The 26,165-nt window shown below is 42.9% G+C and carries 18 protein-coding genes and 1 tRNA gene; 3 read left to right on the forward strand and 16 right to left on the reverse strand.

Going from position 1 to position 26,165, the window contains the following annotated elements:
* Positions 1–48: 48 nt before the first annotated feature.
* The 7 genes from L0M98_RS20095 to L0M98_RS20125 all read right to left on the reverse strand — a co-directional run bounded on the left by L0M98_RS20095 (position 49) and on the right by L0M98_RS20125 (position 9,182).
* Positions 49–1,104, reverse strand: a complete 1,056-nt coding sequence (locus L0M98_RS20095; protein ID WP_227217454.1) for a hypothetical protein — start codon at positions 1,102–1,104, stop codon at positions 49–51.
* A 19-nt stretch (positions 1,105–1,123) separates the two neighbouring features.
* Positions 1,124–2,635, reverse strand: coding sequence for a RagB/SusD family nutrient uptake outer membrane protein (locus tag L0M98_RS20100; protein WP_227217453.1), 1,512 nt, complete (start codon positions 2,633–2,635; stop codon positions 1,124–1,126).
* Between the two features lie 12 nt (positions 2,636–2,647).
* Positions 2,648–6,370, reverse strand: a complete 3,723-nt coding sequence (locus tag L0M98_RS20105; protein WP_227217452.1) for a SusC/RagA family TonB-linked outer membrane protein — start codon at positions 6,368–6,370, stop codon at positions 2,648–2,650.
* Between the two features lie 98 nt (positions 6,371–6,468).
* Positions 6,469–7,653 (reverse strand): FecR family protein, encoded by a 1,185-nt coding sequence (locus L0M98_RS20110; protein WP_227217451.1) that lies wholly within the window; start codon positions 7,651–7,653, stop codon positions 6,469–6,471.
* Positions 7,654–7,707: 54 nt separating this feature from the next.
* Positions 7,708–8,280, reverse strand: coding sequence for an RNA polymerase sigma factor (locus L0M98_RS20115; RefSeq protein WP_227217450.1), 573 nt, complete (start codon positions 8,278–8,280; stop codon positions 7,708–7,710).
* A 100-nt stretch (positions 8,281–8,380) separates the two neighbouring features.
* Positions 8,381–9,037 (reverse strand): HAD family hydrolase, encoded by a 657-nt coding sequence (locus L0M98_RS20120; protein WP_227217449.1) that lies wholly within the window; start codon positions 9,035–9,037, stop codon positions 8,381–8,383.
* A gap of 72 nt (positions 9,038–9,109) precedes the next feature.
* A tRNA-Trp gene (locus L0M98_RS20125) sits at positions 9,110–9,182 on the reverse strand.
* Positions 9,183–9,263: 81 nt separating this feature from the next.
* Here L0M98_RS20125 and mnmA point away from each other — a divergent pair.
* Positions 9,264–10,325, forward strand: coding sequence for a tRNA 2-thiouridine(34) synthase MnmA (mnmA, locus tag L0M98_RS20130; RefSeq protein ID WP_227217448.1), 1,062 nt, complete (start codon positions 9,264–9,266; stop codon positions 10,323–10,325).
* Here the strand turns inward: mnmA and L0M98_RS20135 are convergent.
* From L0M98_RS20135 to lysS, 5 genes are all read right to left on the reverse strand, one after another.
* Positions 10,302–11,963, reverse strand: a complete 1,662-nt coding sequence (locus L0M98_RS20135; protein ID WP_227217447.1) for a putative transporter — start codon at positions 11,961–11,963, stop codon at positions 10,302–10,304. The genes mnmA and L0M98_RS20135 overlap by 24 nt on opposite strands.
* A 42-nt stretch (positions 11,964–12,005) precedes the next feature.
* A complete protein-coding gene (locus L0M98_RS20140; protein WP_099294741.1) occupies positions 12,006–13,193 on the reverse strand; it encodes a hypothetical protein in 1,188 nt (395 codons plus the stop codon).
* A gap of 4 nt (positions 13,194–13,197) precedes the next feature.
* Positions 13,198–14,139: a nucleoside recognition domain-containing protein gene (locus L0M98_RS20145; protein WP_227217446.1), complete on the reverse strand. Its 942-nt coding sequence runs from the start codon at positions 14,137–14,139 to the stop codon at positions 13,198–13,200.
* 11 nt (positions 14,140–14,150) lie between these two features.
* On the reverse strand, positions 14,151–15,155 hold the full coding sequence (locus L0M98_RS20150) for an NAD(P)H-dependent glycerol-3-phosphate dehydrogenase (RefSeq protein ID WP_099294037.1): 1,005 nt from the start codon (positions 15,153–15,155) through the stop codon (positions 14,151–14,153).
* A 92-nt stretch (positions 15,156–15,247) separates the two neighbouring features.
* Entirely contained in the window at positions 15,248–16,972 is a 1,725-nt protein-coding gene (gene lysS, locus L0M98_RS20155; protein ID WP_186978065.1) for a lysine--tRNA ligase, read from the reverse strand.
* Positions 16,973–17,268: 296 nt separating this feature from the next.
* Between lysS and recJ the strand changes: the two genes are divergently transcribed.
* Both recJ and recR read left to right on the forward strand, forming a co-directional pair.
* Positions 17,269–18,990, forward strand: a complete 1,722-nt coding sequence (gene recJ / locus L0M98_RS20160; protein WP_227217445.1) for a single-stranded-DNA-specific exonuclease RecJ — start codon at positions 17,269–17,271, stop codon at positions 18,988–18,990.
* 2 nt (positions 18,991–18,992) lie between these two features.
* Entirely contained in the window at positions 18,993–19,610 is a 618-nt protein-coding gene (gene recR / locus L0M98_RS20165; RefSeq protein WP_099294043.1) for a recombination mediator RecR, read from the forward strand.
* Positions 19,611–19,671: 61 nt separating this feature from the next.
* On the opposite strand, the gene L0M98_RS20170 is transcribed toward recR, so the two are convergent.
* The 4 genes from L0M98_RS20170 to L0M98_RS20185 all read right to left on the reverse strand — a co-directional run bounded on the left by L0M98_RS20170 (position 19,672) and on the right by L0M98_RS20185 (position 25,972).
* Complete coding sequence (locus tag L0M98_RS20170) at positions 19,672–20,844, reverse strand: ATP-binding protein (RefSeq protein WP_227217444.1); 1,173 nt, start codon at positions 20,842–20,844, stop codon at positions 19,672–19,674.
* A gap of 153 nt (positions 20,845–20,997) precedes the next feature.
* Positions 20,998–22,146 carry a FimB/Mfa2 family fimbrial subunit gene (locus L0M98_RS20175; protein ID WP_227217443.1) on the reverse strand — a complete coding sequence of 383 codons (1,149 nt, stop codon included), beginning with the start codon at positions 22,144–22,146 and terminating at the stop codon, positions 20,998–21,000.
* 36 nt (positions 22,147–22,182) lie between these two features.
* On the reverse strand, positions 22,183–25,143 hold the full coding sequence (locus L0M98_RS20180; protein WP_227217442.1) for a FimB/Mfa2 family fimbrial subunit: 2,961 nt from the start codon (positions 25,141–25,143) through the stop codon (positions 22,183–22,185).
* Between the two features lie 16 nt (positions 25,144–25,159).
* Positions 25,160–25,972, reverse strand: a complete 813-nt coding sequence (locus tag L0M98_RS20185; protein WP_099294054.1) for a hypothetical protein — start codon at positions 25,970–25,972, stop codon at positions 25,160–25,162.
* Positions 25,973–26,165: the final 193 nt, after the last annotated feature.

A 26,165-nucleotide genomic window follows, 5' to 3' on the forward strand; every position in this document is an offset into this window, starting at 1 on the left:
TTAAGTGAAAGAAGTGGTATGGACCACTTCTCCACAAAGAATATATTTCTATTTAAACTCTTGACGAATCACACCATGTTTTTCATGAAAAATATCAACCAGTCTTTTCATATACACCCGTCTTCCAATGCATTTTGAACTATACTCTACTCCTGTAAACATTGTCTCAAACTCTTCATCTGAAAATGCATATACCGATGCAATATAACTCATGGCATCAGAATTTTTTTTGGGGATTTTACGATATACTCTTATCCTATCATCAAAATTTGGCTCATCCTCCTCCCACTCGTTATCAGCCCATTCTAAAAATCCCATTCTCCAATAATCCCATAATTCCGCCCCAAAATAGTAATCACTATTTCTGTCTATGCGTTCCCCCGTATCTGTCATTCTCCAATAGTAATAACTATTCATGTTATACAAAGTTCTAGCATCAGAGGGCAAATCAGAATTTGTCATTTTATAAAAAATCTTCAATGAATCGGCGCAATTATTATTCAACCACGTGTACACTTTAGTGCTTAATACCATACCTGCCCAAAATTTCAACGTTCGTTCATCCATTTGCTTGATATCTGCCAACTTCCCCACGGGTATCATTTCAATAGACTGGTCAAATACCCATGCGGTCTTTCCTCCCTTTCTTATCGTATCCCCTCCATACTCCTCCGTGAGCAAACTATCCACCAGTAACACTGATTTTATCCTGTCTTCTCCCGGTGAAGGTAGATTCGGTAATACCCAGTCTTCGATTGTTCTAACAGCTTTTAGCATAGCTGTTGTATCCGAGGATAACACAAAACGTATATCGGTAGACAACGTACTATAAAGAAGATATCTTTCATTTATCGTCTCGTAATATCTCACAGGATTACCGTACGCATCAACACCTCCATCCATATAGCCTAATGTATCATTAACAAAAATTGAAACTCCCGATTTTTGATATATATCATAAAGTAAATGTCCTAATTCTCCCGGTTTATCTTGTATAGCAAACCAATCCACAACGTCACTTTCTCTCAATTCTATATCTTCCTTACGGCAGGCTGTTAATGCCACAATGACACTCAATCCATACAACAAATATTTTTTCCACATAATCTTTCAATTTTAAAAATCATTCTAATTTTCGGCTTTTTCTCTCCGGATTATCAATTAATTTACCTTGATTATAAACAATTTCATAACCGGGAATCGGTAATACCCAAGCAGGATCTTTGCCATAAACATCAAGTATATAACTTCCTTCTAAAACTCCATTTTTATCATAAGTCGTATGCTTTATTGACTTCCTTTCAGGATATTTCGAAGACACAGCATACCTGCGTAAATCAAACCAACGATGAGCCTCGAAACAAAGCTCCCGACGCCGTTCATCACGAATAAAGGAAATTAATTTTCCCCCTTGCAATTCATCTATAGCAGGTATTCTTCCTTCTTCAAAACGTTTACTCAGTAATGTTTTTATGGTCGACACGGCTTCCGCTTTATTCAACATTGCTTCAGCCTCCGCTTTATTCAAGTACAATTCTGCACTCCGAATAACAAAACAATCATACACTTTTCCATCTCCAACCTTTACGATTTTGTAAAGTTCGTCATCATAAGCCTCAAAGAAAACATCCATCCTCAAATCCCTGATTCCTTGAATATTATAATAATTATATAAAGAAATTAGTTCCTCGGAACAAGCAAAAGAGCATATTGTATACCAATCTATATCCTTGTAAAATGTACTTGTTGCACTATACCCCTGAGTAAATATAATCTCCGGGTTACTAGCATCCAACATGTATTGCCTTTCCTCTCCCGTGAACGTGTTCAAATCAATTAACATAACACCATCCAGTGCCATAGCCTTCTGGCATTCCTCCAAAGCCAACTGCCACTCTTCCATGTATAAATATACCCGACTCAACAAAATACGTGCAGCAAGTTCATTCGCTCTATAAAACATTGATTGTTTTACCCCTTTCAATTTTTCTGCTGCAACTTTAAGATCTTCCACGATTACCTGATAACACTCCGCCATCGTGTTTCGAGTATAATATTTATCCTCGATGTCTTCCGTGAGATTTAATGGTACCCCCATATCCCGAGTCGCAGTTTCCTTAACGTAGGGGGATGCATAAAGATTTGTTAACAAGTAATAATAAGCTCCTCTCAAAAAACGTGCTTCTCCCTCTATCCGATCGCGTATCTCTATCGAATCATTCGTGAACTTTTCCACATGAGCAAGGATTACATTCAAATATCCAATATGACTGTAAATCTTTTCCCAATCTTTATCTTCCCACTCTTCCCCTGATTCGGGGTTAATCGTCAATTGATCAGACCAGTCATAAAAATTCTTATATAAAGTAACCGGATTAATTACATCAATTTTCGAACCAAACAAGGTCAATGTTACATCATCATCCATCACATGAATATAAGGATAATACCCGGAACTATAGACACTCGCCTCAGCAAAATACAAAGGTTGTTCCATATACCCGTTCCCGATAAGAATCTCATCTAAATCCGCACAACTTTCAGCATAAGCCAAATCCTGTGAAAATTCTTCTAAGAATTTTCCACAAGAACAGAATAAGATAACCCCCAGTGTCAATATAAAATATCTTTTCATCACTTCCATCCATTAAAATGTAACATTCAAACTAAGACTATAAGTCGGACGAACAGAAATATTAATCAATTCGGAAGAACCAAATTGAGATGGGTCCTGTCCTTTCAACTTTTCACTACAAATTGTAAACATATTCGTTCCACTTGCATTCAAATACGCCGATTTTATGTGCAACGCTCTACATATCTTTTCCGGAACCACATAACGCAAGGATAAATTTGTCATTTTCAGATAATTTCCAGAAACGACCCGTATATTAGAATTATCATACATATTCCAGATTGTTCCAGCGAATTCATACGGTTTATCATCCCACCATGGTTTTCTTGTCGCTTCAAAACTCTTGAGATCCAATAATCCCGGAACATTCGTGTGTAATTCATCTCCGGGACGTTGCCAACGATAAACAAATTCTTTTCTCATATTCATTACAGGGGCGGGAACAGCCGAATTAGCACTCCCATACATTTGTAACAAACGCACCTTAGAACCGATACTGTAAGCTAAATTAAAGGACAATCCCCAATTTCGCCAACCAAAATAATTACTAATACTCCCTTGTAAAAAAGGTTCCCGACAACCGGAATGTTCCATAACCTCCATACAAACATCCCCTAAAGTCATCGTTTCATAAGATTTTTGTCGAGTAATTTCATTTCCATTTCTATCTTTCCCAACAATCTCTCGCGCATCAATTCCATAAAAAGTAGGACGACCATCTTTAGAATCTAGACCCGTGAATTTATACGAATAGAAAGTATTCACTGGTCGTCCAGCGACCTGCACCCTTCCATTCAAATAATCACTATACCTAATTTCATCTTGTAACACCTTATCTTTAGGTTTCAATTTATCAACCAATTGATTAAACACAGAACCAAAATTCGGATTTATTCGCCATACAAACCCTCGCCGTTCTCCATTAGTCCCAACATTATTGATAGGTGTAAAATTAATAGCAAACTCAAAACCTTGATTAGTTAAAGTTCCCCTATTTACAGTGTAACTACTTACACCATTAATTCTAGAAACTGTTTTAGACATAAATGCGTCTGTTGTACGTCGATAATAATAACTGAAATTCCCGACCAATTTATTCTCAAACAATGAATATTCTAAATCGATATTATATGTTTGTGTCTTTTCCCATTTCAGGTGTGGATTCGGATAGTATTTTATAGAGGAATACAATTCATTAAATGCCCAATGAGTTCCTTTTCTTTGAACTATCAAATTCGGAGAATCCTGAGCTGACATATTCCCTTGATATCCGAATGATGCTTTTAGTGCTAACGTATTAATCCACCGTTTACCTAGTAATAAATTTTCATGAATATTCCAGCGACCGGAAATAGACCAAATCGGATTTAACTTTTCATTACTAGCGTCCCCGAACTTATTACTTGCATCAATACGCACGTTAGCGTTAAAAATGTACGCATCCCGATAAGCATAGAACAAAGTTCCTACCAAACCGGCTTGACGAGTCAAATTATGCGTCAAGATTCCTTTGGCAGAAGCATCTGTATTCAACCATATGTCATAATTCGGGAACTCTACATATCCCCAAGTATCAGGTACATTTATATCATCAAAAAGCATTCCACGCTCCGGAATATACCCTCGCTTGGTAATTGAAAAACCGGTATAAAGACTTGAAGTTAATTCTCCGATAATAGAAGCTTGTAATTGATGTACGCTTTGTTCATCCAGATATTTATTGAAAGACAAACTTGCCCGAACACTATAGTTTTCATTTCTGGTACTATTCATTCGTAATTCTCCCCCTCTAGGCATCTCCGACTCACTAGCAATAAACCCGTAATTATCGGTCCCCGGAGCGTACTCTTTCCTCAGATTTGCCGCATACCACGAATCTTCTCCAAAATATACGTTTTCTTCAAAATTTGAAATATTATACGAAAATTGTACGCCAGCTTTCAAACAAGAAATAAAACGATATTCCATGTTCGTACTTACACCCATTGCATTATTTTTTATATTATCATCCGTATTCTCTCTCTCGTTGATAATACTAAAAGGTTTGCTAAACCTATGTTCTGAATCATCATCCTTCTGGTAAAACATCAAACTTCCATTTTCATTATACGCACCAACACTACGAGCCGTATTTTGCGCATACGTCATCAACCCCACTTCCGAAGGCGTATAATTCCTCTTTTGTATACTTCCGTTTAGATTGAAGGACATAATAAACTGCTTGTGGTTTATATCCACTTTCGCCATACCGCTATAACGATTGTTTTCTTCTCCTTTCAAGTTTCCTTTTTCCCCGGAATAACCTAACGAAGTATAATACCGCACATTCTCCGAGCCTCCTGAAATACTTAAAGTATGAGCATGAGAATATGTATCTTGCATCAACAAACCTAGCCAATCCGTATTTACCGTTTCCATGAATTTCACTTTTTGGACAAATTCTTCTGAAGTAATCCGTCCTCTCACGTAATCATTGTAGGCCGCTTCATAACCCACATAACTCGACAAATCAGGTATTGTTTGTTTTTTACGTACCACGTCTTTAGAAAAATCAATACGTTCTTGTGAATTCATAACATTAACCGAACGGTCCGTGTAACGCGGACGTTGCCGAAAAGTACCTGATAAAGAATAAGAGACTGAAGGTGTCCCAACTTTTCCTTTTTTCGTCGTGATCACGATCACTCCATTAGAAGCTTTCGGTCCATAAATTGCCGTGGCGGAAGCATCTTTCAAAACATCCAGTTTCTCGATATCCTCCGGATTCAAACCGGAAATTGCATTTCCTAACAAATTCACGAAATCTAAATCGTTGATATTTGCCGGATCTACATTTACCGGATCTGTTAAAATCACACCATCTAACACCCACAAGGGTGCAGTACTTCCTAACAAAGTTGTTGTTCCCCGGATCTTGATCTTGGGTGTAGCCCCCACCTGCCCACTATTTTGCATGAATATCATACCGGGAACCCTTCCCTCCAACATCTGATCTATCGTACTGACACCCGGTTGCATGATATCATCCATCTTCAACGATGTCACGGAACTCGTCAAGTGGCGTTTATCTACTTTAAAATATCCCGTGGATATCGTCACTTCATCCAACTCCATCAAATCCTCTTCTAGAACAACATGTAATGTATCGGTCTTCTCCGTGAAATTCACAATCTGTTTTTTAAATCCGATAAAAGAAAATTCCAGAGATCCTTTCAATATCGGCAAAGTAATAGAAAACCATCCTTGCACGTTAGTAGAGGTTCCGACAGATACCCCCTTCACCTTCACTGTCACTCCCGGTAAAGGTTGGCTATTTTTATCATGCACATATCCTTTCACAACTAAAGATTGTTTCTTTTCCGGCTCTCCAACTTTTTCTTTAATAACAATCACATTACCATCAAAAGAATACACTAGCCCCAATCTCGGCAACAGAGCATCAAGCACCCGGACAAGCGCCTCATTCTGAGCTTTTACGCTTACCGTACCCTTTGCATTCATCAATGCATAATTGTAAAAGAAATCACATTTCGATTGCTTTCCCAACTCTTCCAACACGGTGGTCAAAGACACATTTTTCAAATCAATCGTCACTCTTGCATCTTGCGCCAACACGTTAGCTTGCATTGATATACATGTACAGAACAACAACACGCATAATAATTTCATAAACATTAACATTTTGCGCCATGACTTCCAACGGAATGTCAAGACACGATTTCGCCATTTTTTCATAGATTTGTAATTCTAATTATACATGAATACTTTCGTTCCAGTGCTAATGAGATAGAAAGTATGTTTAATTAACAACAGATTGAGGATTGATCAAGTCTTCAATCTGTTTTTCTTTTTATCGTTATCGTATTTCCTTTTATTATAAATTCTACATCTTGCGTTTCCTCCATTCTCTTCAACAAGTAATTGATATCCTCGTAACGTTTCAGACGTCCACCGAACTCCAGATTTTTTAAATCGGAATGCTGGTAAAAGATATCCAAGTCATACCAACGACTAAGAACATCCATAATATTTTCAAGTGTTTCCCGTTTGAAATAATAATATCCGTCTTTCCAAGAGGTGTAGACTTCGATATCCACGGGGGCGATCTTAATACTCCCGTTATTTCGCTCATATACAAGCCGAGTTCCGGGTTGCATAAATCGTTGCTCCGCCCCACAATCGACTTGCACTTTTCCTTCCACTAATGTCGTTGCTATAACCTCTTCGTCAGGATAAGCGTTCACGTTAAATGCCGTTCCCAACACATGTACATCTATATTTCCGGCTTTCACGATAAAAGGCCTCGCCGTATCTCTTGTCACCTCAAAATACCCCTCACCGATCAAAACAACCTCTCGTTTATCTCCGGTGAACCGAATCGGATAACGTAAAGAAGAACCGGCATTTAAATAGACTTTTGTATTATCCGCTAATTGAAGATTATACTCTCCACCCCGGGGAACACGAATCGTGTGATATTCCACTTCTTCCCCCTTCTCTCTCGAATTATAAATCAATGTATTCCGGTAACTCACAACCTGTGTCATACTATTTGCAACCGACACAACCTTTGCTGTTGTATCTAAATGAATCACTTTACCTTGTGGTAAGATCAATTCAGCCCGTGGTGCACCCGGTACAATAGTCGTTGCCATTTTCAACGGTTCTCTTGTAGAATTATGCGATAAAAGGATAAAATAAGCTGTCATCCCTACAAGCAAAACGATACCAACCGCCACGGATAACCTTTGCAATAACCGGACTCTCCGCCTTCTCATCACGATCTGCTCCACTCGTTCGAAAACAAGTATTTTATTTTTCCTAGACTTCAATTCGGAACCGGAATAAGCTAATTCTTGAATATCTTTTTCAAAATAAAGATGCTTTTCGGAATCCCATTTCCATTTTTCCAAAAATCGCCGATCTTCGGCGGAGATATTTTCTCCGGCCATCATATCGGCTAATATTCGATCTATTTCATTTTCCTTCATCTCCAAATAATGATTATTTATATACATATCACCGCACTTTTTATTTAGGGTGAAAAGAAAATGAAGTTTTTTAGAAAAATCTTATTCCAGTATGGCCAAAAAAAGTAAAATCGAAGAAAAAGATTCTTTACTCAAATGCTCCCGCAAAAAACGAAGGGCTATTTTCATTTGTGTCTTTACCGTATTTATACTGATTTGTAATGCATTCGCTATTTCCTGATATTTCATGTCATCAAGACAAGCCATCAAGAATATCTTCCGACATTCATCGGGAAGGCCATTTATCGTCCGATACAATAATTCGATTTCATGTCCCACCTCCTCCTCCCGAGCAACTACAGGCAACACGTATTCTTCCGTGAATGAATCGTCGTGCATCTGGTCTCTCCGATGTTTATCCCTGATATAATTAATTGCCCGAAACTTCACAGCTTGAAACATAAAACGTTCCAAATCTCCTGCAAAATTCTGTAACCGACGGGAAAACCACAGATGTACGAAACACTCTTGCACGATATCCTCTGCCCCCTCCACATCGTGTATCATCCGAAAACAATACAGCAAAAGAGATTCATAATAAACATCAAAAAGCAGCTGCATTGCCGCCTTCTCATCTCGCTTATACAACGATAATATTTTTTCCGTACGAACCATGCCACTCACATTTAGGGCAAAGTTAGCATATATTTTCTAATTTCAGATTTAGAGATTCTAGTTTTTAAATTTCCCTACTGCTGCCACAACTTTTTTCACTTCAAATACCTTTCATTATCTCCAATATATCCGAAGGCCGATCCGCGATATGACAAGCCCCGTTTTCCAGTAATTCTTTCCGATCCCGAAATCCCCAAGTTACACCGACGGACGTCACGCCGCTATTCACTGCCGTTTGCATATCCACCCCGGAATCACCTACATAAAGTACTTCATCTTTATTTACTCCCGCCGCTTTGATGATATCGAACACGATGGTCGGGTCCGGTTTAATGGGAATCCCCTCCCGTTGTCCGAATACAAAATCGAAAACTCCTTTCCCGAAATACTCGGGAATCAACTCCACCGTCGCCGCGTGATACTTATTGGAAGCCACCGCCAGCAACACACCACGTCGTTTCAACTCACCCAACAAATCGGTAATCCCGGCATAAGGAGCCGTGAAATCCGCCTTATGAATAGAATAATAAGCCACGAAGTCTTCCCGTACTTTCATCACGTTTTCTTCCGTACGAACGGCTTCGGGCAAAGCTCTTTCCAATAATTTATTTATCCCGTTTCCCACGAAATGACGATAAGCCGGTAACTCATGCTCCGGATATCCATGCTGCCGCAAAGCATAATTCGTACTCGCGGCTAAATCTTCCAATGAATTCAACAATGTTCCATCCAGATCAAAAATCACCAATTTTATCATATTCTTCTCCCGTTCTTTTTATTATGACTAATAAATGACAAAAAAGGATACCTTCAAAAGGCATCCTCTTTGCACGGGAGGAGAGGTTCGAACTCCCGACCCTCGGTTTTGGAGACCGATGCTCTACCAACTGAGCCACTCCCGTGTTTCGTGCTGCAAAATAAGAGAAATTAATCGAGAAAAACAACAGGAGAATGATTATTTTTGTGCAATAAACAAAGAAAGCATGACAAAAATAATCGTTGGTCTGAGTGGTGGAGTGGATAGCTTCGTGACCGCACTCTTGTTACAACAACAAGGTTTTGAAGTGATTGGTATTCATCTTCGGTTATGGGATGCACAGGTACAACCGTCACAAGAGGAGAGTCTAAACGAACTTTGCTCCCGAACCGGAATAAAATTATACCGGATTGACGGTCGGAAACTCTTCCAAGACACGGTTGTCACACCATTTATCCGCGGATACCTCTCCGGTGTTACCCCGAATCCCTGCGCTATCTGCAACAGTTTTGTCAAATGGGAACTTTTGCGTTCATTCGCGGATGAACTACAAGTTCACCATATCGCGACAGGGCATTACGTGAAAATTCTTCCTCACGATAAACATTATTACGTGCACAAAGGGGTTGCTCCCAACAAAGACCAATCCTATTTTTTATGGGGTGTCCGGGAAGACATCCTTTCCCGTGCCCTTACACCATTAGGAGATTACACGAAAGCCGAAGTGAAGGAATACGCCCGACAACACGATTTCCGGCAAATGGCAGATAAACGGGAAAGCATGAGCATTTGCTTTCTCGAAGGGAGCGATTACAGGGATTTTATTGCCCGTCAACCCGGTTCCGCGGCCTGCTTCACCCCCGGCATAATCATGGACAACACGGGGCAAATAGTAGGAGAACATAACGGCATCGGCAACTACACGATTGGGCAAAAGAGAGGCATCCCGTTGAAAGACGGTCGCCCCCAGTACGTGGCACGAATCAATCCCCTCGAAAACCGGATTATCGCGGGTGATAAATCTTCCCTCGATTGTACGCGCCTAGTCGTGAAAGACTCTCATTTCATCTGCCCCGAAGAAATCAAGGCGAATGACATTGAGGTAAAAGTACGGGGATTAGGGCTAAACCCACAAGGCTACGCTCAAATTTCCTCGCTCCCCGACAACACGCTTCTCGTGCAACTCTCCTCTCCCGCGTGGGCGGTTGCCCCGGGACAACCCGTGGCGTTCTACCGGGACGATAGGGTTATCGGGGGCGGAATCCTAAGCGAACAGCAATATCAGTAATTGTGCCGTCAATACCCGCAAGAACATCGTGAGCGGGTACACGGTAGCATAACTCACCGAAGGCGCATCATTCCCCGCCACACCGTTAGAATATGCCAAGGCTGGCGGGTCTGTCATACTTCCGGCAATCAATCCCATTAAAGTGAAATAGTTGACTTTATACACGGCTCGCGCTATGATTCCGATGATAATCAAAGGAACCAGCGTGATGATAACACCATAACCTATCCAAGCATAACCACCTTGATTGATAATCGTTTCCACGAAACCGTTTCCCGCACGCAATCCCACGCTGGCAAGGAACAAAGCGATACCCACTTCACGCAACATCAGGTTCGCACTCATGGTGGTATAAGTCACCAACCCGTATTGAGGCCCGAAACGGCTAACCAGAATAGCAATAATCAAAGGACCTCCCGCCAATCCCAGTTTCACGGGTTGCGGGATTCCGGGGAACGTAAACGGAATACTTCCCAGTACAATACCTAAAAATATACCCAAGAAGATAGGTACCAAATTCGGTTCGCGCAAACGGCGTAGAGAGTTACCCAACACCTTTGCCACGTTATTGACAGCCGCCTCCGGTCCCACCACCGTCAAACGGTCACCAATCTGCAATTGCAGATTCGGTCTTGCCACCAAATCCACTCCCGCACGATTCACCCGTGTCACGTTCACCCCGAAACAATTCCTCAACTTCATCTCACCCAACATTTTCCCGTTCACCGCGGCTTTCGTGATAGCAATACGTCGGGATACAAGTTTTTTATCTAATTTCTCCCATTCGACTTCAACCCTTTCGCCCAAGAATGCCGTGATAGCATCAATGTCTTGCAAGGCCGCCACCACGAGTAATTTATCCCCGGCACTCAAACAAGTTTCGGAAGAACCAAGTTCAATACTATCATCTTCGTGATAAACCCGGGAAAATACAAACTTCCGGTTTATCAAACGAGTTACTTCCTTCAAATCTTTTCCAAACAAGGCAGGATTGGTCACCCGCACGGAAAACTGTTGCGCATTGCTTCCTTTGTCCGTATCTTCCCGTTCCAACGCCTCATTTTCCTTTTCCAGATTCACCCGGAAAAGCACCCTCATCAACATAATCGAACAGATAATTCCGACCACACCCAACGGATAGGCAACGGCATATCCCAACGCAATCGTCGGGTCTTCCATCCCGGAAGCATCCATGTAAGCCTGCTGCGCGGCTCCCAGTCCCGGGGTATTCGTCACGGCTCCGGACAGGACTCCAACCATCGTCGTGATAGGCAGTCCCGTGACAACATGAATAATATAGGTAGTGACAACACCCAGCAACACGATTCCCGTCGCTAACATGTTTAACGTCATTCCTCCTTTCCGGAAAGAAGAAAAGAATCCCGGTCCCACTTGCAGCCCGACCGAATACACGAACAGGATTAACCCGAACTCCTGTACGAAATGCAAAATATGCCCGTCTACCTGCATTCCAAAATGACTACAGATAATTCCCACAAAAAGAATCCACGTGATTCCCAAAGAAATCCCCCAAACCTTCACCTTACCCAACACGATTCCCAAGGCGATAACGATCGCGAACATCAAAACGGAATGTGCAACCCCTTGCCCGAAAAACAATTCTCCTAACCAAGACATACCGATTTACGATTTAGTGATTTATGATTTTAGATTGACGCTTTATGATTTCATTTGCTTTTTATCTGCTGACCGATGAAATTCAATATCATCCCTGAACAATTTCCGGTACGTGATATACGTTTGGGATTGCTTCGCCCCGATGTAATGCATCAAATGCATCATTTGGGGATTGAAATCACCAACCCAACTCAAGTCCAACCAATCGTATCGCTTTTTATCCTCTATCATTCTTTTACAGAAAGCATAGATCATGGCAGCCTCCACCCCGCGTCCTTGATACTCCGCGGCAACCCCGAATATCAATCCCAAAGCGACACGTCCCGGTTTTAGATAGCGATAATACAAGAATTTCAAAATACCCAGACCGCTAATTTTCCCGTTCACGTGCTTCACGATATAATTCAATTCGGGAATCGTGATAAAGAATCCTATCGGTTCACCTTTGTAATGAGCGAAATAAAGCAAATCCGGATCCAATACAGGCTTCAATGTTTTGAACAACACGTCCACTTGCTCTTTCTCCATGCCTGCCACACCATGCACGTCCATATTCCATGCCTTGTTATAAATGGTAAGAAAAGAAGATTTCGCTTGTTCCGGTGTCATCTCCCGGTAAGATATAATCCGATAATCTCCGTTTTTCAACAACCTTTCGGATTTCCAAATCACCACTTCGGAGAGGCTCTCCATCACCATCGGCGTACGATAAATATATTGCTTGAAGTAATCGCGAAACCCGTAATTCTCGAAAAACGGTACATAATACGGGTGCGTGTACGGCATCTGGAATACTGGCGGTTTAAAACCATCCACCAACAATCCCCACCATTCATTACGTTCCCCGAAATTCTCCGGTCCCTCCATAGCTTCCATCCCCCGTTCTTCCAACCAAGCACGGCAACGATCGAACAACATAAAAGCAGCTTCCTGATCGTTAATACATTCGAAAAAACCCATCCCCCCCACGGTATAGGAATCTAACCGGCAAGTATCCTCGTCGATAAACGACGCCACACGTCCGACACATTTCCCGCTTTCATCCCGAAGCAACCAACGAGTACATTCGCCGTGTTTAAAGAAAGGATTCTTATCCTTATCAAATACTTTCGTGATATCACTATCCAAAGGTCGTACCCAATTCTTGTCATCCTTATACAAGGCTACCGGCAAAACCAGAAATTCTTTTGCCTGCTTTTCGTTTAAAACCTCTTCTATGGTATATTTCATATATTTATATACTAACATTTTCTACTTTTACAGCCGGATGCACGTGCGACCGCAAACCATAAATTCCCCGCCTAATCCATACCACGATTATCGCCAACACGACACGGGGAAATATCAACCAGCCTATAGGCAACCCCATCACCATAAACAACAAAGGATCTTCCAATTGTGAATGGGAAATCGCCAAATGATAATTCAACAAATCCGCTTCCTGATGCGCCAGTTTTCCTTCTTTAGCATATTCCAGCATAATTGCCGAACCGTAAGCCAGACCAACCGTGTTACCCACGAGCCACAGGAATGCCACATCCGGTTTTAACCCGAACACCCGCATCAACGGCGACAACATCGAGGAAAGAATCTTCAACACCCCAAATTCCTCCAAAACCCGCTGCAATATCATCAACCCGGTAATCATCAACACGATCTTCACGCACAACATCAAACTACTCTCCAACCAATGGATTAAAGTATCACCCAAGTTCATCGCGACTGCCGTTTCCGCCATCATCTTACCACCCATCTCCGGCAATATCCAATTTAACACGATAGCCGCCACGAAACTTCCCGCTACGCGAAGGAATATCATTCCCCTTGCCGAAGATCCCGTTTTCTGCAACACCAAGGTTTCCACGATAAAGTTGTGCGAGATCAAGCACATGGTCGCCATAATAAGGCTTTCCCTCACGGAAAAATCCAACGTGGCAAGCAACGCTATCACCGTGTATATATTCGTGAATATACTGGTCACAAAAACCAAAGCCGCATCTCCCGGCAATCCGATCAACGTGAACAGGGGAGCCGCAAAAGAAGATATATAAGGCAGGATGTTAAAATACGAAAGCAATGTCACGAACAAAGAAACCGGCAACATGATTTTCAAAAACCACATCGATGTCTTCATTGCCACGGGCACGGCCTTTCGTACACACTTCCAAAACCTCATACAATTGAAAATTATCTCAGTTCATCTGTCAGCAAACGGATCTCCATCGTGGGACTGATACGCTCGTAGAGAATGTTATACACGGCATTGGTGATCGGCATATGCACCTTGAATTCTTCGTTAATCTCGTGAATACCTTTCACTCCGAAATATCCCTCGGCAATCATTAACATCTCCATTTGAGCCGATTTCACGGAATAGCCCTTCCCGATCATCGTTCCGAACGTCCGGTTCCGGCTAAACTGCGAATAGGATGTCACGAGTAAATCCCCCAGATAAGCCGAAAACTTAATGTCCCGCTGCATGGGATGTACCGTGTTCACGAAACGTTCCATCTCCTGAATAGCATTGGATATCAGCACGGCTTGAAAATTATCCCCGTAACGTAAACCGTGACAAATACCCGCCGCAATAGCAAACACGTTCTTCAACACGGCTCCGTACTCCGTCCCGTAAATATCATCGGATATCGTGGTCTTCACGTAAAAGCACTCGAACAATTGCGCCACAGCACGGGCAACTTTCAAATCTTGACTGGCAAAAGTGAGATATGACAAACGCTCCAAGGCAATCTCCTCCGAGTGGCAAGGCCCGGATATAATCACAATCTGTTCCAAGGGCACCTCGTATTGTTGATGCAGAAACTCCCCGATAGTCAGATTCTCTTCCGGGATCAACCCTTTAATAGCCGAAACGACCACCTTATCTTTCAACGGAAGGTGCAATCTGGTAGTAACGACATTTTTCACGAATGCACTAGGGATGGCAAACACGATCACATCGGAATTCATTACCAATTTATCCAAATCATCCGTGAAGGTAATCTTGTCCAAGTCGAATTCGGCTTCACACAAATATCTCGGGTTGTGTTTTAATACTTTAAAGGCTTTAATCGATTCAATATTTCGCATGAACCAATTGATATGCCCGTTATTTTCTGTCAGCATTTTCGCAATCGCAGTAGCCCAACTACCTCCGCCCACAACACCAATCCGCGGTTTATCCACTATTTCCATATCATATAGTTTATAAAGTTTTTAAAGTTCATAAAGTTCATAAGGTTAAAAAAAACTTTATAGACCTTATGAACCTTATAAACTTTATGAACTTATTTGAACCAATCCTTTACTTCGTCCTGCGACAAAGTCTTCAATCCTAATTTCATCTTCTTGTTCAAGCCGCTCAACTCTTGATGCAACTTGTTCGGATTTTCCACCGTTTTCAAAGCCTCTACGGTCTGGAATCCGGCCTTGCGCACCACTTGTACCCAGTCGGCAGGAATACCCAACTCGATAAACTTCTCGTCCGGATCGTTCACGACCACCTTTTCCGGCTTCATCTGCGGGAAAAGCAACACATCTTGGATAGACAGGCTATTTGTCAAGAACATGCACAAACGGTCGATACCGATACCCATGCCGGAAGTCGGCGGCATCCCGTATTCCAGCGCACGCACGAAATCATAATCAATGAACATCGCCTCGTCGTCCCCTCTCTCTTGAAGAGCCAACTGATCCTTGAACCGATTCAACTGGTCGATCGGGTCATTCAACTCGGAATAAGCATTAGCCACCTCTTTCCCGTTCACGAACAACTCGAAACGTTCCGTCAATCCCGGATCATTACGATGCATTTTAGTCAACGGGGACATCTCTACCGGATAGTCATAAATAAACGTCGGTTGGATATAATGCCCTTCGCACTTCTCCCCGAATATCTCGTCAATCAATTTTCCTTTCCCCATGGTTTCGTCTACCTTTAAACCGATAGACAAACAAAACTCACGTATCTCGTCCTCGCTCTTGCCGGTAATATCAAACCCGGTATATTCCATGATTGCCTCGGACATCTTCACCCGCTTGAAAGGTGGTTTGAAATCCACTTCATTCTCCCCGAAAACGGCTTTTGTAGTTCCGTTCACGGCAATAGCGGCAGCTTCAATCATGCGCTCCGTGGAATCCATCATCCATAAATAATCCTTATAAGGCACGTACACCTCCATACAAGTAAATTCCGGGTTATGTGTACGGTCCATACCTTCATTCCGGAAATTCCGCGAAAACTCGAACACGCCGTTAAATCCCCCCACGATCAGACGTTTCAAGTACAACTCGTTGGCGATTCTCAAATAAAACGGGATATCCAATGCATTATGATGCGTGATAAAAGGACGTGCTGAAGCACCGCCCGGTATCGCTTGTAACACGGGAGTTTCCACCTCCAGACATCCCATTTCCGTGTAGAACTGCCGGATAGCGTTGATCATCTTCGTCCGCTTGATAAAAACATCCTTCACCTGCGGGTTCACGATTAAATCCAAATAACGTTGACGATAACGCAATTCCGGATCGGTAAAAGCATCAAAAACCTTCCCGTCTTTCTCTTTCACGATCGGAAGCGGACGCAAGGACTTGGACAACATCACCAGCTCTTTCGCATGCACGGAAATCTCTCCCATATTCGTGCGGAACGCGAACCCTTTCACTCCAACGATATCCCCGATATCCATCAACTTTTTGAATACCGTGTTATACATCGTGCAAGCTTCATCCCGACTCACATCATCCCGACTCACGTAGACTTGAATCCTACCCTCGGCGTCTTGTAATTCAAAAAATGAAGCCTTACCCATGATGCGTCGACTCATCATTCGCCCGGCAATCACAACTTCCTGCAATTCCTCCGGTGATTTTTCAAATTTATCAAGAATCTCTTTAGAAAGGTGAGTTACTTTAAATTCCGGTGCCGGATAGGCATTAATTCCCAAATTCTTCAACTCGTTCAAAGAGTTCCGGCGAATAATTTCCTGTTCGCTTAATTCTGCAAGACTCATTCTTATATACTTTTAAGGGTTATATTTACTTTTGAACTGCAAAGATAATAATTAAAGTTTATAAAGTTCATAAGGTTCATAAAGTTTATAAGGTTTAAGACCCTGTCCGAAGGACGTCCGTTACTTTATGAACTTTATAAACCTTATAAACTTTATGAACTTTTCAAACTCTACCCGATTGAAATACAAACGCATAATCCCCCATCGCCACAACCTGTTAAAAAATATAATCGCTATTCTTTTGAAATCCCGAGGAAATTCCGCTTCTTTGTAAGTTGAATAGGAGAAAGTAAATAATGAAGAAAAGATGGGTTATCAATACCCCACCCGAGTGGGCAAAAATAGACGCATTATCCAAAGATCTTGACTGCAGTTACGTCATTGCAAACCTGTTACTTCAACGGGGTGTGAATACTGCAGAAGAGGCTCATGCTTTCTTCAACCCAACCCTTAACATGCTGCACGATCCATTCCTGATGAAGGATATGGATAAAGCGGTCACCCGATTGGAGAGAGCCATTGGCAACGAAGAAAAGATCATGATCTATGGCGATTACGACGTGGACGGGACAACAGCTGTAGCCTTACTTTACAAGTATCTCAAGAACAAATGCGAGAATCCGGAATATTACATCCCGGACCGTTACACGGAAGGATACGGGGTTTCCATTCGTGCCATTGATTACGCGGCAGAGAACGGCATATCACTGATGATCGTCACCGACTGCGGGGTTAAGGCTGTTGAAAAGGTACGTTATGCCAAATCAAAAGGCGTGGATGTTATCATCTGCGACCACCACACGCCGGGAGATGAACTTCCCGATGCCGTGGCAGTCCTCGATCCGCAACGAAAAGACTGTAATTACCCCTACCGCTGGCTAAGCGGTTGCGGTGTCAGTTTCAAACTAGCACAGGCATACAGCCTCAGACACAACCTCCCCATGTCCGACTTGTACAAGTTGCTCGATCTGGTTTGTGTCAGCATAGCTAGCGATATCGTGCCGATCACGGGAGAGAATCGTATTCTTGCTTATTTCGGACTGTTGCAATTGAACCAGAATCCCAGTCTTGGGCTGAAAACCATATTAAAATTCTCCGGTATTGACAAAGACCTAACCGTGAACGACATCGTGTTCCGCATAGGACCGAAAATCAATGCGGCAGGTCGGGTTGAATCGGGGAACAAATCCGTGGAACTGCTGATTGCCGATGACGAGAAAAAAGCGGCGGAAGTTGCAGGAAGCATCAATAACTTCAACGACCAACGCAAAAAACTCGACCACGACATCACCGAAGAAGCCCTCGAATACATCAACCAATCCCACTACGATCAAACCCAAAAAGCTACCGTACTTTACAACCCGAACTGGCACAAAGGTGTCATCGGTATCGTGGCTTCCCGGTTGACGGAATACTACTATCGCCCGACAGTCATCCTGACCGAATCAAACGGTCTGGCAACAGGCTCCGCCCGTTCCGTGGAAGGATTTGACTTGTACTACGCCATCTCGCAATGTAGCGAGTATCTGGAAAATTACGGCGGACACAAATACGCGGCAGGTTTGACGTTGAAACTGGAAAACATAGAGCCTTTCAAAGCCAAATTCCAAAAAATCGTGAGCGAAACCATCACCGAAGAGATGTTGACGCCTCAAATCAATATCGACGTGCAAATCAAACTGAACGATATCACGGCGGAACTCTACACGATGATTCAAAAATTCGCCCCGTTCGGTCCCAACAACACGATTCCGGTATTCATGACCGAAAACGTGACAAACTTCATCGGCTCGAAACAAGTGGGCAGAAACAATGAACACCTCAAGTTAGTGGTTGTTGACGACACCCGCTTATGCAACGACCGGAGCGGTATCGCCTTCGGCATGGGGGAAGATTTCTCCCGCATCAGCAAAGGTGAATACTTCGATATATGCTATACCCTGCAGGAAAATGAATTCATGGGCAGGAGTGACATACAAATGATGATCCGTGATATAAAATTCAAAGAAGAGGAGTAAACATGCAATCTTTATCGTCCAAATTACTGGAAAAAGCGGTAGAACAATTTGCTTCCCTCCCGGGAATAGGACGCAAAACCGCCTTACGCTACGTGCTGCACATGCTCCGGCAAAGTCCCGAGGAAGTGAAGCAATTCACGGATAGCATCACAGCCTTGAAAGAATCCATCCGGGAATGTCGTCAATGCCACAATATATCCGACGAAGACATTTGCGAAATCTGCTCCGATCCCAAACGGGATGCACAGACCATCTGTGTCGTGGAAAACATCAAGGACATCATGTCCCTCGAAGCCACCGGACAATATCGCGGACTCTACCACGTCCTCGGCGGCATCATCTCGCCCATGGACGGTATCGGTCCCTCCGATCTCAACATCACGAGCCTGCTGGAACGGGTAGCCAACACCCCCGTGAAAGAAATTATCTTTGCCCTCCGTGCCACCATCGAAGGCGACACCACGGGTTATTACATCTTCAAGAAACTACCCCGTAAAGACGAATTACTCGTCAGCACTCTCGCCAAAGGCATCGCCGTCGGCAATGACCTCGAATACACCGACGAACTCACCTTGGGGCGTTCCATCGTGAACCGGGTAAGATTTGAGCTGAACGGGTAAACTTCTATTGAAGGGGAATCATTTGTATTTACGGAATATCCCTAAAACGACACCTCAAGAATTATTTAAGTATAGTATCAAAATTAGAGTAGTTCAATAGTTTTATCTCTCCCACATTATTTTCTAACGTACCTGCATAAACAATAGCCTTTTCAACCACCGGTTCTTTTATCCAAGAATCAAACAGCCTTAATGTTTTTTCAAAGTCACGGTTATAAGTCATAGCAGATTTAATCTCGACACCGACAAATCCATCATTCCGCTTCATCAACAAATCCACCTCATTTTGATTACTATCCCTGTAAAAAAACAAATTACTCTCTTTTCCCTCATTATAACGTTTCTTGAGAGCTTCCATCACCACAAAATTCTCGAAAATAGCCCCGCGCATCTTATCCCGTGCCAACTGCTCTGCTGATTCGATACCCAATAGATAACAAGCAAGTCCCGTATCCATGAAATACAATTTAGGCGTTTTTGTCAGTCGTTTACGTGAATTTGCAAAATAAGGCGGTAATAACATCACGAGATAAGACGCTTGAAGCACAGACAGCCATGCCATAATCGTATTAACAGCAACCCCAACCTCATTAGATAGCTCGGAAGCATTAAACAATGAACCTATCCGCCCCGCACAAAGTCTTATAAAAGTATGAAATTGCATCATATCTTTTATCTGTAACAAATCCCGTACATCTTTGTCCAAATAAGTTTTTACATACGAAGGATACAAAAATTTAGGAACATTACTTCCCGAATATATCGCCGGATAAAAACCGTCAAATAGCAATTCATCCAATGACTTTTCTTTTGATAACTCTTTTATTTCAGAGCAAGACATCGGTAATAACTCAAACACGGCTGTACGCCCGGCTAGCGACTGCGATACCTTTCTAAGCATTGCAAATTGCGAACTGCCCGAAAGAATAAACCGACGTCGAGGGTTTTCATCCACCATTCCTTGAATATACGAAAGTAAATCGGGAGCATTATGTACCTCATCCAGTATCATACCGTCAGGATGCTGGTTCAAAAATGCGATAGGATCACGCAAGGCAAAATCCCTAACATCCAAATTTTCAAGTGAAAAATAGGGTAGATTTTCAAACAAGTTACATACAAGCGTTGTCTTCCCGGACTGACGCGGTCCCGTGATTGTAATTACAGGAAAATAAGCTACCGCTTCTCGAATAACCTCTGCTAACTCTCTGTTTATAAAATTCGTTCCAGTCATTTATGCAAATTTGAAGTTGTATTGCAAAATTACATAAATCATTCCGATAAACCAAATATAATCTCATTTATAGATAATTATAAATATCACAACATAAAAAAAGGCCAACTAATTTGCAATAAACCAGTTGGCCTTCAAAATTTATCTATAAAACTAATCGGTCACAACGACATCTTCTTCCTCTCCTTGCTCCCAATCCGCTTCCGAGACTCCCGGTCGAACAAAATCTTCCCGCTCGCCAATTTCCACGTCCTCCGAATTTCCCGTTTCCCAATCACCGGGGAACACCTCGAGCGTCACGTCGGTTTCCTTGACTTTAATCTTTTCGTCCGGCAATTCCTCCGTCTTCCCAGTTTCATCTTTCGTTTCCACCTTGTTCACGGTCGATTCGAGTTGCCCGTCACCGGAATCGCTCTCGTTCACCTCCACGTTCATGGAAACTTCCGTGTCCGGTTTGGTTTCCGCGACAACATTTATCACTTGAGCCAAAACCACCTCTTGTGAAGCATCCTTCGCGATGATATTACACTGGATATTATTATTCTCCCCGGCACTGCCACTACCGCTCTCGCTCACCACCGCGATATTCATCGTCGCCGAGTAATTCTTATTCTCGTCATCCGCCCGCGAAAAACTTCTTGCCGCCCCACCTTTCGTCATGGTCACGAACACCGTTCCGGGATTCTTCCACTCCGTGTCCCCGAAAGCAAGCGTTGTCCCCACATTGGGCACAAGCACTCCCGCCTCCGCGATTTTCCCGGAATTATCCGTCATCTGTACTTTAGTGGTCGAGAGCGTTCGTTTCACGGTAAGTTCCGCTTTGACCTCCTCCTCGCCTACCGTCAACGTACTTTTCGCGAAAAGCACATCTCCAAGCGGGGTAAAATTAGCGGCATTCTCCTTCCTCGTCAATTGAATCTTCATATCGGCAAGAGCCGTCCCCACCGTTTCCCCGGAAATATTCCCATCCTCCGGCACATTCCCCACGAATGCCACCGTGTAGCTTCCCTTCTCCAATTCAACGCTCTTGATGTCCGCCACAGAATTATATTTATAATTCTTCAACAACTTCCCCGCCTGATCAAACACGTACAAACGCACGTGCGAGATAATCCCTTTCAACCCGGCATCATCCAGACTGCCGATACCGCTCTTCAAGACAAATTCAACCTTCACGTTTCCCGTTCCCGGCGTTGGCTCCGGTTCTGGCTCCGGTTCAGGACTATCCCCTCCGCTACCGCCACAACCACAGAATCCCAACGACAGCGACAACACCATGAATATATAAATCAATTTTTTCATACTATACATTTTAATGGTTACTACTCGTACGCTTCATCACTTCATATTCGTGGAATCCCTCGGTATCTCCCCGGAATGAGAACGTCCTGTTACAGTAATCACTCTCTCCTCTCCACTTCTCCATGACCTCAAAATCACCAGTATCGTGCACGACGCTACACCATCCGGCATCTCAAGCACGCCCGTTAAAGTTCCATTTCCAGTTCCATAACTCGGTTCCATGTTCAACCATCCCTCTCCGTCAATAAGTTCTGAACGAACCTCCCATTCCGTGTTAGAAGACACATCCAGCACAAACATATCTCCCGCCATCAAAGAACACGAATCTTTAACACTCGTTTCGAGTCTTTCTTCTTGCGCCATTTCCTGTTCAATAGAGATATAAGCAGAATGCTGAGTCCCAACACGCACTTGAAGATGCCCGCTATATGACCACCCCGAAAACATAGCTTCCTTCACTATTACTTTCAATATCGCATTTCCACTCCCCGACAATACCCCTGTTCCGACAATACTATCATTTTGGAAAAATTCTCCCTGCTCCGGTATCACTGTTACAAAATCATTCATACTAGCATTCAACTGACAACTCCACTCTGAATTAGTCTTAATATCAACCGTGTACACTCCTCCCTCGACCGGAGCGTAAATCCGTTCCGGTGTTACTTCCAACCAAAGTCCATCAGGAGTAAATTCTTTTGATTCCGGAGCGTAAACAGACAGCATACCATCATTATACCGCCTCAACAATACAGAAGGCAACTTCCCTGTCAAATTAGGGTTACGCGGCATATCAAGATCATGCAAATTCACTAAACCGTCAAAAGAGTCCGGAATAGACGTGATACCGCAATCATACAACGTCAAATATTCCAACCAACTCATTCCACCCAACCAAGCCGGAAGTCCACCTTGTCCGAAAACAGGTGAATAAATCATCAAATCGTTCAATTTTAACTCCTTTATAGCCTCTATATCCACGGGTGTCATCTTGGCATTCCCAAATGTCAAATCCTCCAACACATTCCATTTACTTACCGAAGCCGGTACTTGAATACGGCTAAAACCATAAAGCCCTAATTCGTGCAGGTCACCGCCCGGCAAATCCCATATCCCATTCGGAAGCTCACAATTCGTTGCCCCTACAAGGCACAACGCCTTCAACTCCGTCAATTTATCAAAACTCATCTCTACCGATGAAACACTCGCCTGCGACAATGCCGGCAAATAATCATAATCATACTCTTCATTCTCCTCGTAATCGGGAACCGTAACAATCAACACTTGCAATCGCGTCAAATCCCCGATATGAGCCGGAATCCGTGTCAGCGTCTTACTCCTAACTTCCAAATATTTCAACCCGGCAGGCAATTCTGGAAGCGTGGTACTATTTACAGTAACCGCCAATTCTTCCAAATTAGGAATTTCTTTTATAAAAGCGGGAATTTCCGACAAAACGCCATAATCAGATTCCTCATCCGAGATATTGCAATATCTTAACGCAGTCAAATTCTTAAACGACGCTGGCATTACCCAAACAGACTGCATGTCCGCCGTTCTTGATACTGCCCTCGACATTGTTGTGGACGCAGTTTTAGCAAAACGGCTCCGGTCATAATCATAATCGTAATCATCCAAATTGGAATAACCGATCCCGACAACACGTCCCTCGGTGTTCAACTCGACTTCATACCACAGATTAATATTATTCCCGACCCAACTCGAGGGTAAATCGACACCAGCCTCTCTCATCGCATCCCGCAACTCCAGCAAAGCCGTTTTGTCATTCTCTGCCACCTCAAGCATCGCGGGCAAAGCGACATGCACGAGTCCCATCGTATCGAGCACCACATTTTTCACCGGAGCAGGTAAAGCATACAACCGGTTCATCTCCGAATCCAATATCTCAATATTCCGAATCGTGAAATTTCCACACTCTTGCCGCCCAAAAGAAGATATGACAAGAGTATCACCAAACACCTCAAGTTTTTGCATTTCATCATCTTTTCTTCCATTGATTCCAAATATTTTATTTTTTCCATCAATAAAACTGACAGTAACCTCTTGTATTTGCTCCAAATTCTCCAGTACGTTTCCCGTGGCTAATCTCACCACCCATCCATTGGCATACAATTTCTCATTCGCGATAATATCCTCGCTCATCGTTTCGCCCCATTCCTCTACACTCATCTCGATTTCCACGTCGAAAATATCACCCATAACATTCACTTTCACGTTAATAGAGTGAATCTTATTTGCCTCCACTTTATTCTTCAACTCTGCCACATATATTTTATCAACACCGTTCTCCACGATCACAAACTCCAAACGAGCTAAAGAATCAACACATGTCGGAAATACTATCGCCCGACCTTTCATTAATTCGCCTTCCTTATTCATCGGCACATTCAACCGTGCTTTCGTATCCTTGGGGGTTCCGTTAAAACTCACGGATTTCGGAGACCCCAACAAGGCCACACTCCGCAACTCGACACCACCTTTCAACCCGCTCACGTTTATATCCAAACGCCCTACTATACGACTCAATCGGGCTTCGCTAGACTTATCTTCCCCCACCGTGATTTCATCTGTACCAGAAAAAATACTACCGGGCATAACAACATCTCCGTTTGCATCCGTTTCCAAGGCAACCACCACATCATCCAAACTCGCTCCCTCTTTTAACCCGCTAATCTGGTTCTCGTCAATATTAGAAAGATAAGCAAACGTGTAAGCCCCCAACGGCAATTTCACGGGCTTCACGTCCGCTAAACCGGCAAACTCTTTTTGTTGATAAAAGACGCCACTCTCGTCAAAGATTAACAAATGTAACTTTTCAACCTCCTTGGTTAACTCCTCTACAGACAATTCAGAAGACCTGCTACTAAAAGTCAAAGCAATATCCTTCACCGGAACTTCACCTTCCAATTGCTCTTCCCGGCATCCCGTGAAAAACACAGCTGACAACAATACAAGAGTATATAATATTTTTTTCATTTCTTCCGCATTTAAATTACAACTCCAAAACCTTTTCCTCGCAAATTACCGAGTTCACAACATCTATCGACCGACCATGCGGCGCCGCCTTAGTCAAGGTCAAATTCAATTCCAACTTCTTATTCCGTTGTATACTGTTTTTCGCTTCAAAATCGAAACAATACTCATTCCAATATTCGTCATAAACAACGACTTCTCCGAATACTGCTCCTTTCGAAGGAAAGAGATAAATATCTTCACCAACCTCAAATTCCTCCCATGAATGCGACATTAACGGTATAAAAGTATAGTCACCTAATAAAATTTGTTCCGAATCATAGCAAGAAGCATCCAATCTCACACGTATATTGTTAAACTCCGACTGATTGACTACATTCACTTTCAAGCCGCCAACCAAACGATTCATTTCTACAAACATCATCTCACTTGCACCGTCTGCCTTAATCACACCTCCCAAAAGCTCGGGAAGCCTACGACCGCTCCACCATCCAAATTCAAACACGTTCTGTTCACGATCACGAATAGAAAAATGACTTCCATCATCTTCCCTTCCGTTTCCTAACACGAAAAACGTGTGTTCGCCCGGTTGTAAATCTTGATAAACAATCTTTTCTCCTGCCGCAAAATACTTCACTTCAAAATGAACTCCCGCAGGCAATCCCGTAAGTTTATACACAGAAGCAGGCATTCCTGTGATAATCATACTATCAACAGATCGCACTCCCAATTCCAAGCGACTCCCGGTAACTTCCGGTTGCCCTTTTTCATTTTCTCGGGAACAAGCCCCTAGAAAAAATAAACACAAAATTGCAACTAGAACTTTTCTCATAATTTTACGATTAAATTAAAACTTGTAATTTCATTTATTTTTCAATCACACAATATTACACTCTAACAATCAAACGATTACCCCCAAACACACGCTCAAAAAAGGATCGTTTATTGATAATTCGGCTCGCAACGCACGACGATCATCAACAAATTCACAACTATTTGATTGTGAATTTCGAAAATAAAATAGC

It is taken from the genome of Butyricimonas sp. DFI.6.44, assembly GCF_022132345.1.
GTDB classification, from domain to species: domain Bacteria; phylum Bacteroidota; class Bacteroidia; order Bacteroidales; family Marinifilaceae; genus Butyricimonas; species Butyricimonas muris.

Coding starts and splice junctions, on each gene's coding strand:
- L0M98_RS20095 (WP_227217454.1), bottom strand. CDS start 1,104: ATGTGGAAAAAATATTTGTTGTATGGATTGAGTGTCATTGTGGCATTA.
- L0M98_RS20100 (WP_227217453.1), bottom strand. CDS start 2,635: ATGAAAAGATATTTTATATTGACACTGGGGGTTATCTTATTCTGTTCT.
- L0M98_RS20105 (WP_227217452.1), bottom strand. CDS start 6,370: ATGAAAAAATGGCGAAATCGTGTCTTGACATTCCGTTGGAAGTCATGG.
- L0M98_RS20110 (WP_227217451.1), bottom strand. CDS start 7,653: ATGTATATAAATAATCATTATTTGGAGATGAAGGAAAATGAAATAGAT.
- L0M98_RS20115 (WP_227217450.1), bottom strand. CDS start 8,280: ATGGTTCGTACGGAAAAAATATTATCGTTGTATAAGCGAGATGAGAAG.
- L0M98_RS20120 (WP_227217449.1), bottom strand. CDS start 9,037: ATGATAAAATTGGTGATTTTTGATCTGGATGGAACATTGTTGAATTCA.
- mnmA (WP_227217448.1), top strand. CDS start 9,264: ATGACAAAAATAATCGTTGGTCTGAGTGGTGGAGTGGATAGCTTCGTG.
- L0M98_RS20135 (WP_227217447.1), bottom strand. CDS start 11,963: ATGTCTTGGTTAGGAGAATTGTTTTTCGGGCAAGGGGTTGCACATTCC.
- L0M98_RS20140 (WP_099294741.1), bottom strand. CDS start 13,193: ATGAAATATACCATAGAAGAGGTTTTAAACGAAAAGCAGGCAAAAGAA.
- L0M98_RS20145 (WP_227217446.1), bottom strand. CDS start 14,139: ATGAGGTTTTGGAAGTGTGTACGAAAGGCCGTGCCCGTGGCAATGAAG.
- L0M98_RS20150 (WP_099294037.1), bottom strand. CDS start 15,155: ATGGAAATAGTGGATAAACCGCGGATTGGTGTTGTGGGCGGAGGTAGT.
- lysS (WP_186978065.1), bottom strand. CDS start 16,972: ATGAGTCTTGCAGAATTAAGCGAACAGGAAATTATTCGCCGGAACTCT.
- recJ (WP_227217445.1), top strand. CDS start 17,269: ATGAAGAAAAGATGGGTTATCAATACCCCACCCGAGTGGGCAAAAATA.
- recR (WP_099294043.1), top strand. CDS start 18,993: ATGCAATCTTTATCGTCCAAATTACTGGAAAAAGCGGTAGAACAATTT.
- L0M98_RS20170 (WP_227217444.1), bottom strand. CDS start 20,844: ATGACTGGAACGAATTTTATAAACAGAGAGTTAGCAGAGGTTATTCGA.
- L0M98_RS20175 (WP_227217443.1), bottom strand. CDS start 22,146: ATGAAAAAATTGATTTATATATTCATGGTGTTGTCGCTGTCGTTGGGA.
- L0M98_RS20180 (WP_227217442.1), bottom strand. CDS start 25,143: ATGAAAAAAATATTATATACTCTTGTATTGTTGTCAGCTGTGTTTTTC.
- L0M98_RS20185 (WP_099294054.1), bottom strand. CDS start 25,972: ATGAGAAAAGTTCTAGTTGCAATTTTGTGTTTATTTTTTCTAGGGGCT.